10 protein-coding genes are annotated in these 13781 nt (G+C 38.5%); all 10 read right to left on the reverse strand.

What is annotated here, in order from left to right:
* Window positions 1-83: 83 nt before the first annotated feature.
* On the reverse strand, window positions 84-680 hold the full coding sequence (locus tag BLP33_RS12585) for an acyltransferase (protein WP_167516050.1): 597 nt from the start codon (window positions 678-680) through the stop codon (window positions 84-86).
* A 99-nt stretch (window positions 681-779) separates the two neighbouring features.
* A complete protein-coding gene (locus BLP33_RS12590) occupies window positions 780-1697 on the reverse strand; it encodes an NAD-dependent epimerase/dehydratase family protein (RefSeq protein ID WP_090528640.1) in 918 nt (305 codons plus the stop codon).
* A 12-nt stretch (window positions 1698-1709) separates the two neighbouring features.
* Window positions 1710-2243: a dTDP-4-dehydrorhamnose 3,5-epimerase gene (rfbC, locus tag BLP33_RS12595; RefSeq protein WP_090528643.1), complete on the reverse strand. Its 534-nt coding sequence runs from the start codon at window positions 2241-2243 to the stop codon at window positions 1710-1712.
* A gap of 31 nt (window positions 2244-2274) precedes the next feature.
* Window positions 2275-3351 carry a CDP-glucose 4,6-dehydratase gene (gene rfbG, locus BLP33_RS12600; RefSeq protein ID WP_090528646.1) on the reverse strand — a complete coding sequence of 359 codons (1077 nt, stop codon included), beginning with the start codon at window positions 3349-3351 and terminating at the stop codon, window positions 2275-2277.
* 42 nt (window positions 3352-3393) lie between these two features.
* A complete protein-coding gene (rfbF, locus tag BLP33_RS12605) occupies window positions 3394-4164 on the reverse strand; it encodes a glucose-1-phosphate cytidylyltransferase (protein ID WP_090528649.1) in 771 nt (256 codons plus the stop codon).
* 27 nt (window positions 4165-4191) lie between these two features.
* The gene (locus BLP33_RS12610) at window positions 4192-5433 is read right to left on the reverse strand and encodes an acyltransferase family protein (protein ID WP_090528652.1); all 1242 of its coding nucleotides are present in this window, start codon (window positions 5431-5433) and stop codon (window positions 4192-4194) included.
* An 86-nt stretch (window positions 5434-5519) separates the two neighbouring features.
* Window positions 5520-7919 (reverse strand): GumC family protein, encoded by a 2400-nt coding sequence (locus BLP33_RS12615; protein ID WP_090528656.1) that lies wholly within the window; start codon window positions 7917-7919, stop codon window positions 5520-5522.
* Between the two features lie 9 nt (window positions 7920-7928).
* Entirely contained in the window at window positions 7929-8750 is an 822-nt protein-coding gene (locus BLP33_RS12620; protein WP_090528659.1) for a polysaccharide biosynthesis/export family protein, read from the reverse strand.
* A gap of 160 nt (window positions 8751-8910) precedes the next feature.
* Complete coding sequence (locus BLP33_RS12625) at window positions 8911-9222, reverse strand: DUF3467 domain-containing protein (RefSeq protein ID WP_090528662.1); 312 nt, start codon at window positions 9220-9222, stop codon at window positions 8911-8913.
* 225 nt (window positions 9223-9447) lie between these two features.
* A complete protein-coding gene (gene rpoC, locus BLP33_RS12630) occupies window positions 9448-13737 on the reverse strand; it encodes a DNA-directed RNA polymerase subunit beta' (protein ID WP_090528664.1) in 4290 nt (1429 codons plus the stop codon).
* Between the last annotated feature and the right edge of the window lie 44 nt (window positions 13738-13781).

A 13781-nucleotide genomic window follows, 5' to 3' on the forward strand; every position in this document is an offset into this window, starting at 1 on the left:
AAGGATATTTTGAAACAAACATTAAATATTATTAAAGCCAAACAAAGATTGTATTAAGCAACTTCTGCGGCTTGTAAACACGGTTAAACTTTTTCCCATAAACCCGATTCTGCATTATATTTTTTTATGATTTTGGCAGGTGCTCCAGCAATCACACAGTAATCAGGATACTTTCCACTTACAACGCTATTAGCGGCAATTACACAATGCCTGCCTGTTTCGGTGCCCGGAAGTATAACCGAGTTGTTATAAACATAAGTTTGATCACCCAACTTTACCGGAAAGGTTTTGAGTTTAGTTTTATTTATCGGAATGTTAATATCATCATGCGGATGTATTATATCAGTAATCGTTACGTTTGATGTTACAATTACATCGTTACCAATAACTATTGAATCTGCACAGGTAATATGGCAGTTTGGATGAATTTGAGAATTATCACCTAAAACTAACTTAGGTTCAAATTCCACTCCCGCATAACGTGGCAAAAGTTCTATCCGGCTGTTAGGTAAAAGAATTGCATTATTTCCTAATGTGATTCCTTTAGCAAATACTAATATATTTTGCTTAAAAACTATGGCCTTTTTGCCAACACCATTAAAAAAAAACTTTAAATAAAATTGTGTAAAAACGTGACGATATGTTCTTCTGATTAACATTAACCTGGAAAAATAATCCATTTTGATTAATGTCTTGAGATATCGGAAAATCTTGTGCAACATACGTTGTTACGTTAATAGAACTGAATTTTAAATGTTAATTTGTAACCAGGCAATACGTTATTTAAGCAGATCAAATATCCTCGAAATTTCGGCTCTGATAGATTCTTTACCGGATAAACTGAATCCCGATTTTGTAATCATATCCGTACTTATCGAAACCTGATTTGCTTCTAAAGGCTGATCAGATTTTATTACCAGTTTGCACTCCTCATTGTACTTATCCTCATAAATCTCTTTTACTATTCCAGCGATCTCAACTATGGTAAAATTGTTTCCGGATGCTCCGTTAACGATTGTATTTTCATAATCAGCAAATGATTCGCAGAGCATAATAGTAACGTTTGAAAGATCATTCAAATCGATAAAGTCCCTTGTTTGCTTTCCGGAACTCATTAATGTGATGGTCTTCTTTTCAACCGCTTCTTTGCAAAAACAATTAGGCACAAGTGTCCATCTATCAATATCTTTATTAACCGGAGCACCATAAATATTAGTAGGCCTCACAATAATGTGCTTTATTGAAGTTGTCCGGCTAAACATCTTAACATAATCTTCGGCCTGCATATGAGTTATAGCATAATCATTTACTGGCTCAAGCACCGTTTCTTCATTCATTACTCCACTTACCTTTCCATATACCTGGAAAGTTGAAAAGTAAATGAACTTGTTTATGCCGTTGGCCTTACACAGATCAAGACAGTATTTAGTACCCAATACTGTAGTGAGCATAGCTGTTTTAGGATCCAAAGAATCAATATCATTCGCGGCAGCCAAATGGATAAACACGTCATATTGATGCTTAAGTTCTATTTTTATTGGCTGCGTAATGTCTGCCTCATAAAAAACAATTTTTTCTGACTGAACAGAAAGATTGTTTTTTCTACCCAATACCCCTACCGCTTCGCTTTTGTCAATTATTTTATTTAATAAATTTGATCCGATATAGCCTCCGCCTCCGCTTATAAGTACTTTCATAGGTATGCTTGATTATTTTTTTATAAAATCAGGATGAGAATTATCTTTTTCAGAAATTATCGGATTGGTTATGCCCCAGTTAATACCAAATAACGGATCATTCCACCTTATGCCCCTTTCGCTGCCAGGAGTATAGAAGTTTGAAACCTGGTAAAAGATCTCAGAATTATCCTCATTCGTAAGATATCCGTGCGCAAATCCTTCAGGTACATATATCATCTTGTAATTGTCTCCGGTTAATTCAACCGATATATGCTCGCAATAAGTAGCTGATTCAGGGCGGATATCAATAATAACATCAGTTATGGCGCCTCTTATACAACGTATAAGTTTGGCTTCCTCAGCGCCGTCAATTTGGAAATGCATCCCCCTGAGTGTGTTTTTGTGTATTGATTTAGAAAGGTTGCTTTGAACCATGTTATATTTCAATCCCATCTTTTTAAACTCATCAGCACAAAATGCGCGGGCAAAAAAACCACGGTCATCCTGCCTTAAAGAAAGGTCAATTATGTAAGCTCCTTTTAATTTTGTTTCGGTAAATATCATTTTTCTATTATTATATAAAACTATTATACACTTAACCTAAAAAATAGCGCTCAATTTGTTTATAGCTAACCTCTTTCATATCCAAATTATCGCGATAAGCCTTGGTCCACTCAACGATATTTCCTAACGCGGTTTCTATTCCCCATTTAGGATACCATCCGAGCAAAGTTTTGGCTTTTGAGCAATCCAGTTTTAAATAATTGGCTTCGTGTGGGTTATTGCCGGTGTCCAATCCAAACTGAGCACCATCACCCCATAGCGAACATATCTTATCAATTATCCAGCCTACGTTCTTCGCGTCAGAGTCATCAGGGCCAAAATTCCATCCTTCAGCATACTTAACACCATCCTGATACAATTTTTCGGCTAACGTTAAATAACCTGAAAGCGGCTCAAGAACGTGTTGCCATGGCCTAATGGCATTAGGGTTTCTTATTACAACTTTTTCGTTATTAGTGATAGCACGAATAAAATCAGGTATTAAACGATCAACTGCCCAATCGCCACCGCCAATCACATTCCCAGCCCTGCCAGATGCCAGGCCAACTCCATGTTGACTATATGCCTCCGGATTGAAAAAAGAATTTCTAAAAGATGATGTCACTAATTCCGAGCAACCTTTGCTATTTGAATATGGATCATAGCCGCCCATCGGTTCATCTTCTCTGTATCCCCAAACCCATTCTTTATTTTCATAGCATTTATCAGTGGTTACATTTACTACCGCTTTTACACTTTTTGTGTTCCTTATAGCTTGTAAAAGATTTACGGTGCCCATCACGTTAACCTCGTAAGTTTCTACAGGGTTTTTATATGATTCTCTTACCAGGGGTTGAGCAGCCATATGTATAACAACTTCAGGTTTCACCTCATCCATAAATTTCGCAAGGGCGTTATAATTCCTGATGTCATTTATTTCAGAAGTTACAAGTTCGTTCACACGAGCGATAGAAAACAAACTCGGAGTTGTTGGAGAAGGCAGCGAATAACCGTAAACTTTGGCACCTAACCTATTAAGTACTAAGCATAACCACGAACCTTTAAAACCAGTGTGCCCGGTTACAAGCACTCTTCTGTTTTTATAAAAGCCGTTAAACAAATTTTCCATAGTGTATTTTTAGTATAAGTACTTATTCTATTATAGAAAAAACTACCATTTAATCCATGAGGCGGTACCTGAAGCAATCATTTCTTCGAGTTGCGCTTTATCTCTCACGGTATCCATAGGTTTCCAGAAACCGTGATGTTTGTAGGCGAACAATTGGCCGTCTTTCGCAAGATTCTCGAGTGGTGCCCGTTCAAATATTGTAGTATCATCTTCAAGATAATCGATAACTTCAGGCTGACAAACAAAGAAACCACCATTACTCCATCCTCCATCGCCTTTCGGTTTCTCCTGGAACGACAAAATCTTTTGGCTGTCATCAAAGTTTATCAACCCAAAACGGCCTTCGGGTTGTACAGAAGTGAGCGTTATTAATTTGCCGTGAGATTCATGAAAAGCTACCAGTTCGTTTACATCGATGTCGGCAACACCGTCACCATAGGTTAGCATAAATGGTTCGCCGTTCAGGTATTCTTTTACACGTTTTAAACGGCCACCTGTCATTGTTTCTAAACCGGTATCAACCAATGTAATATTCCATGGCTCAGCTTGGGTATCGTGAACCTTTACATCGTTATTTGCCAGGTTGATTGTTACGTTGGATTTATGCAGGTAATAATTGGCAAAATATTCCTTTATCAAGTAGCCTTTATAACCGAGGCAAACAACAAAGTCTGTAAACCCGTAGTGAGAATAAATTTTCATTATATGCCATAATATTGGCATACCCCCGATTTCAACCATTGGTTTTGGCTTAAGTATCGTTTCTTCTGATAATCGGGTTCCTAATCCACCAGCTAATATTACTACTTTCATGCTTAATTATTTAATATTATAAATTGTTTATATGGCTTTAATTTTAACTTGTTCCTCAGTTTTTTTTTTATTATCCACTTCTGCTTTCTTTCCCTTTAACTTTTTGGCTAATTCTCTACCGTAATCATTTATTGGGGTTTCCACATATCTATAAAACACATATGACAAGCCCAGTGTTAATGGTATAAGCAACACCCATATTTCAAACAGTTGCCATTTTTGCAACAGCAAATAAGTAACACTTAATAATAGTAAGGGATGAATCAGGTAAAGGCTATATGATATCTGGCCTAATCGAAGCCAAATAGAATGTAATAACCTCCGTTGAAACAAACTATGAAATGACAAGATGATAAAGGCCAAACTTGCAAACATTTGCACCTCATAACTTATGCTATCAACTATGTAATACAGGGCAGGCACCGGTTCAATAAAATGCTTTAGCCCATCAATACAATAAAGAATAACCATAATAAAGAACAAAACACAGGCAGATAAATTTGAGTAGTTATTTATTTTATTAACCCAAAATTTCAGATACTTATTTAAGTAAGCGCCCAAAATAAAAGGAGACACATAATGTAAAACTTTTGCATCATAGATAATCTTGGGGTTATCGCTTAATAAAGAAAAAGAAAAATGCGATACTAAGATTACTACTATTAAAAACACCGCGTTTTTATATCCATTATTGAGCCGGTCCATCAATAAAATAAAAAGCGGCAATAATATAGATATCTTTATTTCAATTATTAAACTCCACAATGTAGTATCAACATTGTGCGTACCGCCTTGTAAAAAAAGAAATTTAATAAAATTGATTACAGAAACGGGGTGCTCCCACATTTTTTTAAACCAAAAGCTAATTTCAGGGTGGCTGCTAATACCCGGGGTGTAAAAAAGCTTTCTTAAAATTATTGAGAGTACAATAACGATAATAAAAGGCACCCATAATCTAAAAAATCTCTTTACTAAATATTGCTTAAATAGCAGATAATTAACTCTGTTAAATAGTGTTCCTGATAAAACAAACCCGCTTAGTATGAAAAAAAAAACAACGGCTTCATTACCAGCTTTAAAGAACGCTAACGGAGTATAGGTAAGGATATATGCCCACTTTGAGGTGCTATACATGGTGCCCGCATCGGGTACTCCCCAGTAAGTAGCCGCAAAGAATACCGATGAGATCGATAGCAAATGCATCAAAAAAACCTGAGAACTCGCAATCCCTCTTAATGAATCAAGCTGCTCATACCTATTCCCTGCCATAAAAATAAATTTTTAGTGATCAATATTCGATGCTGATTATTGTTCGATAGTATTATGAGATCAACTAAATAGTCGATCTCATAATACTATTTCTTCTTCTTGATGAAGTCAAAAAAGCCCTTTTTTGAGTTTCCCTGATCGATATAATCACCATAGCCATAACCGTAACCATAGCCGTACCCGTAGCCGTACCCGTAGCCATAGTACCCGCCTTTCTTAGTCTCGATATCATTAATGACCAAATAAGCTTTTTTCATTTTATTTGATACAACAAGATCATTTATAAGACCTAATTGGGCTTTTAAAGTATAGCGTTGCCGTACTATATACAAAGTGAGGTCGGCATATTTCTCAATTAACAATGCATCAGAAACCAAGCCTACAGGGGCGCTATCTATAATTATATAATCAAATTTTTTCTTTAATTCTTCAATCATAGTACCAAGCTTGGCGCTGAGTAGTAATTCGGATGGATTTGGAGGAATGGCGCCTGAACTAATGATGAAACAATCTTCGCTAAACCATGTAGGTTTAATAATTGCGTCAACTTCAACTGTGTTTGATATAGCGTAATTCGTAAACCCGTAGCTATTATCAATCCCTATGTTTTGAGACAGCTTTGGTTTCCGTAAATCCAACTCTATAAAAACAACCTTTTTGCCGCTCAGAGCCAATACACTACCCAGGTTCAATGATATAAATGATTTCCCTTCACCACTCATGCTTGACGTTACCATTATTACCTGTGGTTTGTCAGCATTTAATAAAAACTGAGAATTTGTTCTTAATCCTCTAAATTGTTCGGAAATGATAGATCTTGACTTATTGGTAACCACTAATGATTGCTCTTCGTCATTGTGGCTAATTTCTCCAACAACCGGTATTTTAGTATGTTCCTCAACGTCATATTTGGAAATAATTTTGACGTTCAACATTTCCTTTATACCCAGGAAAACCAACGGACAAACAAAGCCCATTATTAAACATAATACAAAAACCAGTGATATTTTTGATTTGTCAGGCTCATAGCTGCTTTTAGCCGGGTCTACCACCCTTGCTGTTGAAATGGTTGATGTTTTAGATATTGCTGTTTCTTCCCGTTTTTGCAATAAGTAAACATACAGGTCCTGCTTAACCGTTTGCTGTCTGGTATAATCTAAAAATATTCTTGCCTGTGCGGGCACATTTTCTATCTTATTTAAAGAACTATTGCTTTGATTTTGGAGATTGGCTCTGCTTACGGTTAACCCTTTTAAGTACGAATTGATATTTTTCAGTACGATAAGGCGTAGGCTCTCAATTTGACTATCAAGAGCTTGTATATAAGGGTTTTTTTCGGTGCTTGCCAAACTTTGCCGCTCGCGGTCAAGCAATAATTCATTATAGCGCCCTACAACATCAGAGATAGTTTGATTATCAGATCCTAACGCTGTAACAGGGATAACCTTTTTGTTATTTGGATTATTCAGAAACTTCAACAAATCCTGAACTACCGAAATTTGTACATCAAGTGCACTGATCTGTTTTTGGAAATCGCTTGCAGATCCTATCAAAGCTTTTGATTGTTCATCAACATCGGCAATCTTATTTGTTTTCCGGAATTGCTCAAAACTCTGTTCTACTCCTTGCAATTGCTTGCCTACCAATTCTAACCGTTCGTCAATAAATGTAAGGGTACTATCAGCAATCTGAACTTTATTATCCCTGTTGGCTTTCAGATAAATCTCCATCATCTTATTCAAGATGGCCTCACCCTTTTTTGAATTGGGATAATCTAAAGATAGATTGATCGTAGTGGTCGTTTTACTGGACAAACTTACCTGTACACCTTTAGATAGAGCTTCAACAGAAGATTCGACAGACGCAATATCCACAACGTAACCGATCTTGTCTACCGGGTTTCCTGTCGGATTGAAAACAATATCATATTGCGGTAAACTTACTTTCTGACCATACTTAGCATTTATATCAATATCTTCAACGCTGTTGTGTATATGTATCAAATCATTTTTAACTGTTACATTATACCTTCTGAGATCAATAGAATCGCGTTTATTGGTAACATCAATCGTGAAAGGAGCTTCGTCAAAAAGCTCGGTTTTCTTAATTCTCCCATTTAATCTAATTACAACGTTTAAATTCAACGCCTTTACTACGTTGCTTACGATGTGCCTTGAGTTCAATATCTGAACTTCATTTTCTGCGTTATTAGGGATACCGAATAAAGATGATATATCAGTTAAATTACTTAAGCCACCTGCGGCAGAACTGCCTCCCCCTGTTTTATCTTCAGGCTCAACTATCATTAAAGCATTAACTTTATAATTAGGAGTGGCATATCTTTTGTAAACTAATCCCACAGCTCCAAACACCACTATACAAATCAAAAACAGCGGCCAGTTTGTGATAACCCTTGCAATGTATTTCTTATAATCAATACCTACTTCTTCCTGAGATTTTTCAAGACTTTGGTTATTTAAATTCATTCCTGAATATTATTTTCTTGTAAATAAAACGATTAGTACTGACAGTAAGGACCCAACTAAGGTGTAATATCTTGCTTGTGAAGCATCGGTTGTTGAAACTTTACCTGGTCCGGGTTCTACATAAATTATGTCATTTTGATGCAGATAAAAGTAAGGAGAACTCATTATGTCGCTTTTTTTCAGATTAAAACGATATGGAGTTTTAGTACCATCTTTATTTTCACGTATTAATAATACGTTATCCCTTTTTGCGAAAATTGTTAAATCACCTGCCAAAGCGATAGCGTCGAGCACACTTACCTTTTCATTTGGTAAAACATACATTCCTGGTTTGAGTACTTCCCCAGTTACACTTACTTTGAAATTTGCATAACGCACTATTACTGTTGGCTCTTTGTAATATTTTATGGCCTCCGCCTTTATTACTTCAGTAGCTTCAGATGTAGTATAGCCGGCAACTTTGATTTTTCCGAGTATTGGAATGGTAATAAAACCATCTTTATCAACTAAAATACCTAACGATGGTTGCTGACTAACACTCGACAAACTTGTAGGATTTAATGAGGTGCCTGTACTTGGAAACGGAAGATTGCCAACATTAATAGCTGCAGTATTTTGAGGATCGATAGTCTGCACAACAATTGTTAGGATATCATCGGGTTGAATTACCGGAGGTTGATAATCTGCTTTAGAGATCGTTTTCATCTGACCGGAGTCAGCAAGATCTTGAAAATATTTTACCTTTTTGGCCGAATTGCAAGAAAGCAGCCCTGCAGAAATGAATAAAATGAACAGAACTAAAAATGAATTTACAATATGGGATTTTCTCATAGAACTTAGGAATTCATGTCTTTATAGGTGTAAGTTGTAAAACGTTGCAATATATACACTTTTTTCTCAAAAACAACACATTATTATTAAATTTTTCACAAACAAGGCATAAGCATAACTTTTCCTTAACCAAAATGGCATTTTAATATAATATTATCAATTATGCTTGCCCCATTGTACCGCCAAAATTCATAGGGAAACCTGGATGATCAGGCTGTACTTTGATGCGGCCGTTAATGGCTTCATACTTTTCAATGTTATCTTCCAGGGCCGAAAGAAGGCGTTTGGCATGCTCGGGGGTTAATATGATCCGCGATTTTACCCTGGCTTTGGGTACGCCTGGCATTACCCGGATAAAATCCAATACAAACTCAGAGTTTGAATGAGTAATGATAGCCAGGTTTGAGTAGATACCTTCTGCAATTTCTTCTGAAAGCTCAATGTTGAGCTGATTTTCATTTTGTTCTTCCATGCTACTAAAATAACAAAAAGACGTTCTCCATAAACAGCCTTTTTTTGAGGTGATTATTGAGCCTTGTTTTACTTTCGATAACATGGATCAACCCCATTGTGACCTTGCGCAAGGTCGAACGTAGAACAGAGATGTTTTACCTTTGTTTTAACAATTTTAAAAAAAGTTATAAAAAAAGCCTCCCGGAAACCGGGAGGCTCAATAAAATATTTAAACAGTTGAAAATTAAGCTTCCAACTCTTCTGCTTTCGAAGCCATCAGGCGGTCAAATTCTTCCTGTGAGCCTACACGGATATTTTCATACTCGCGTAAACCGGTACCTGAAGGTATTAAGTGACCTACAATAACGTTTTCTTTCAGGCCAAGCATATTATCTTTTTTACCTGCGATAGCTGCTTCGTTCAGTACTTTGGTAGTTTCCTGGAATGACGCTGCCGAGATAAACGACTTCGTACCTAACGATGCCCTTGTGATACCTTGCAGTATCGGACTTGACGTTGCAGGGATTGCGTCACGTACCTCAACCAATTTAAGGTCGCGGCGTTTCAATACCGAGTTTTCATCGCGTAAGCGGCGTAATGAAACTATCTGACCAGCTTTCAATGTAGTTGAATCGCCTGGATCAACTACAACTTTCTTGTCATAAATCTCATCGTTCTCGTTCATAAAATCCCATCCGTCAACAGCTTCACGCTCTAAGAAACGGGTATCGCCTGCATCTTCGATCTGAACCTTCTGCATCATCTGGTGAACGATAACCTCAAAGTGCTTATCATTGATCTTCACACCCTGTAAGCGGTAAACTTCCTGGATACCGTTAACAAGGTACTCTTGTACTGCGGCAGGGCCTTTGATAGCAAGGATATCTGAAGGTGAAATTGAACCGTCAGACAATGGCATACCGGCTTTAACAAAGTCATTATCCTGTACAAGGATGTGTTTTGAAAGCGGTACAAGGTATTTTTTAACCTGGCCGTCCTTCGACTCGATGGTGATTTCGCGATTACCACGTTTAACACCACCTAAAGTTACCACACCATCAATTTCAGTCACTACAGCAGGGTTTGAAGGGTTACGTGCTTCAAATAACTCGGTTACACGTGGTAAACCACCTGTAATATCTCGTGTTTTACCGGTTGAACGTGGGATTTTAGCAATAACCTGACCAGTTTGTAACCTATCGCCTTCATCAACAGCGATGTGTGCACCTACCGGAATGTTGTATCCTTTAATGATGTTACCTTTATTATCTGTGATCTGGATAGCAGGGTTTTTTGTTTTATCCCTGGTATCGATGATCACTTTTTCGCGGTGACCGGTTTGTTCGTCACTTTCTTCCCGGAAAGTGATGCCTTCCAATACAGCGTCAAACTGAGCAATACCCGCAAATTCAGAGATAATTACTGCGTTGTACGGATCCCATGAACAGATACGGTCGCCTTTGGTGATCTTGCTGCCATCTTTTACATACAGGTATGAACCGTATGGAATATTATTAGTAACAATTACTTTATTGCTTCCGGCTTCGATAATACGGAACTCGCCCGAACGGCCTAATACCACATCAACAGCGCCGTCTTCGGCAGTTTCATAAGTAACGGTACGTACGTTCTCAAACTCAATGATACCATCAAACTTAGCGTTGATCTGAGATTCAGCAGCGATGTTTGACGCGGTACCACCCACGTGGAATGTACGAAGTGTTAACTGTGTACCCGGCTCACCGATTGACTGTGCAGCAATTACACCAACAGCCTCGCCTTTTTGCACGCGTTTACCGCTTGCAAGGTTACGGCCGTAGCACAATGCGCATACACCACGTTTACTTTCGCAGGTTAATACCGAACGGATCTCGATACCTTCTAACGGAGAATTCTCGATCTTTTTAGCTACCTCTTCGGTAATGTCCTGGCCAGCTACTGCTAACAGTTCGTTAGTGATAGGGTCATGAACATCATGCAAAGTGGTACGACCTAAAATACGATCATATAATGGCTCAACAATGTCCTCGTTATCTTTCAGTGCAGTTGTGTAGATACCTCTTAAAGTACCGCAATCAACCTCACCAACAATCATATCCTGGGCAACGTCATGCAACCTACGTGTTAAGTAACCAGCATCCGCTGTTTTCAACGCCGTATCCGCCAAACCTTTACGGGCACCGTGGGTAGAGATGAAGTACTCCAATACCGACAAACCTTCTTTAAAGTTTGAAAGGATCGGGTTTTCGATGATCTCACCACCTGAACCTGATTTTTGAGGCTTAGCCATCAAACCACGCATACCTGCAAGCTGACGGATCTGCTCTTTAGAACCACGGGCACCTGAGTCAAGCATCATGTAAACAGAGTTGAAGCCCTGGTTATCGTTGCTCAGGATGTCCATCACGTTAGCAGTTAAGCGGTTGTTGATACGTGTCCAGATATCGATGATCTGGTTGTAGCGCTCGTTGTTGGTAATGAAACCCATGTTATAGTTGTTCATCACCTCATCAACCTGTTTAGAAGCAGTATCAATCAGGGTTACTTTTTCTGCAGGGATATTGATATCCTTCAGGTTAAATGATAAACCACCCTGGAACGCCATTTTAAATCCTAATTCCTTAATATCGTCAAGGAACTGGGCAGCACGCGCCATACCGGTGATTTTTACTACTTCACCAATGATATCACGAAGTGATTTTTTGGTAAGCAGTTCATTGATATAACCTACCTCGGTTGGTACATGCTGGTTAAACAACACACGACCTACAGTGGTATCAATAATTTTGTTTACGATTTTGCCATCGCGCTCTTTAACTAAAGCTTTAACTTTAATGAACGCATGCAGATCAAGTTTTTTCTCGTTATAAGCGATAATTACTTCTTCTGCAGAGTAAAAAGTTAAACCTTGTCCTTTAACCACACGTGTTTCATCAGTTTTACGGCCTTTGGTTATGTAGTACAAACCAAGCACCATGTCCTGAGATGGTACAGTAATAGGCGTACCATTAGCAGGGTTAAGGATGTTGTGCGAAGCAAGCATCAGGATTTGGGCTTCCAAAATTGCCGCGTTACCAAGTGGTACGTGAACGGCCATCTGGTCACCGTCAAAATCCGCGTTGAATGCTGTACAGGTTAATGGGTGCAATTGGATCGCTTTACCTTCAACCAGTTTTGGCTGGAACGACTGGATACCTAACCTGTGCAACGTAGGCGCACGGTTTAGTAATACAGGGTGTCCCTTCAATACGTTTTCCAAAATATCCCAAACTAATGGGTCTTTACGGTCAACGATTTTTTTGGCAGATTTTACTGTTTTAACCACACCACGCTCAATCATTTTACGGATGATAAATGGTTTAAACAGCTCGGCAGCCATATCTTTTGGTAAACCGCACTCGTGTAATTTAAGGTTAGGACCTACAACAATTACCGAACGGGCAGAGTAATCCACACGTTTACCTAATAAGTTCTGACGGAAACGGCCTTGCTTACCTTTCAGGATGTCTGAAAGCGATTTCAAGGCACGGTTACCTTCAGTTTTTACCGCGTTAACTTTACGTGAGTTATCGAATAACGAATCCACAGCTTCCTGCAACATACGTTTTTCGTTACGTAAAATCACCTCTGGTGCTTTAATCTCGATCAAACGTTTTAAACGGTTGTTACGGATAATAACACGACGGTAAAGGTCGTTCAAATCTGAAGTAGCGAAACGGCCACCTTCCAGTGGTACCAACGGACGCAGCTCAGGCGGGATAACCGGAACGATCTTAACGATCATCCACTCAGGGTTATTCTCGATCCTGGTTTTTGCATCACGGAAAGCTTCAACAACCTGTAAGCGTTTTAAGGCTTCGTTTTTACGTTGCTGAGAAGTTTCGTTTGCTGCCTGGTGACGCAAGCTGAATGATAATTCGTCAAGGTCGAGGCGTTTTAATAACTCTTCCAAAGCCTCGGCACCCATTTTGGCAACAAATTTCTGAGGATCTTTGTCGTCAAGGTATTGATTTTCCTTTGGAAGGGTATCCAATACGTCAAGGTATTCTTCTTCAGTAAGGAAATCCATTTTATTGATTCCGTCTGCTTCTTTAATACCCGGTTGGATAACTACGTAACGCTCGTAGTATATAATAAGGTCGAGCCTTTTTGTAGGCAAGCCTAATAAATAACCAATTTTGTTTGGCAATGAGCGGAAGTACCAGATGTGTGCAACAGGCACCACCAGGTTGATGTGGCCCATACGCTCACGACGTACTTTCTTTTCGGTTACTTCAACACCGCAACGGTCGCACACGATACCTTTGTAACGGATACGTTTGTATTTACCGCAATGGCACTCATAATCCTTAACCGGACCAAAAATACGCTCGCAGAACAAACCATCACGCTCGGGTTTGTAAGTACGGTAGTTAATGGTTTCCGGCTTTAAAACTTCACCGCTTGAACGCTCAAGGATAGACTCTGGAGAGGCTAAACTGATGGTAATGGTGGTAAAGTTACTTTTGATTTTATTATCCTTTTTGTAAGACATATCTCTTTTTTTGTAGGTTAAAGGTGAAAGGCGAAGGGCGAAAG

It is taken from the genome of Mucilaginibacter sp. NFR10 (assembly GCF_900100445.1).
Taxonomy (GTDB): domain Bacteria; phylum Bacteroidota; class Bacteroidia; order Sphingobacteriales; family Sphingobacteriaceae; genus Mucilaginibacter; species Mucilaginibacter rubeus.

Bases quoted from the DNA above. Each gene is read 5' to 3' on its own strand.
- BLP33_RS12585 (WP_167516050.1), bottom strand. From the start codon at position 680: ATGGATTATTTTTCCAGGTTAATGTTAATCAGAAGAACATATCGTCAC.
- BLP33_RS12590 (WP_090528640.1), bottom strand. From the start codon at position 1,697: ATGAAAGTACTTATAAGCGGAGGCGGAGGCTATATCGGATCAAATTTA.
- rfbC (WP_090528643.1), bottom strand. From the start codon at position 2,243: ATGATATTTACCGAAACAAAATTAAAAGGAGCTTACATAATTGACCTT.
- rfbG (WP_090528646.1), bottom strand. From the start codon at position 3,351: ATGGAAAATTTGTTTAACGGCTTTTATAAAAACAGAAGAGTGCTTGTA.
- rfbF (WP_090528649.1), bottom strand. From the start codon at position 4,164: ATGAAAGTAGTAATATTAGCTGGTGGATTAGGAACCCGATTATCAGAA.
- BLP33_RS12610 (WP_090528652.1), bottom strand. From the start codon at position 5,433: ATGGCAGGGAATAGGTATGAGCAGCTTGATTCATTAAGAGGGATTGCG.
- BLP33_RS12615 (WP_090528656.1), bottom strand. From the start codon at position 7,919: ATGAATTTAAATAACCAAAGTCTTGAAAAATCTCAGGAAGAAGTAGGT.
- BLP33_RS12620 (WP_090528659.1), bottom strand. From the start codon at position 8,750: ATGAGAAAATCCCATATTGTAAATTCATTTTTAGTTCTGTTCATTTTA.
- BLP33_RS12625 (WP_090528662.1), bottom strand. From the start codon at position 9,222: ATGGAAGAACAAAATGAAAATCAGCTCAACATTGAGCTTTCAGAAGAA.
- rpoC (WP_090528664.1), bottom strand. From the start codon at position 13,737: ATGTCTTACAAAAAGGATAATAAAATCAAAAGTAACTTTACCACCATT.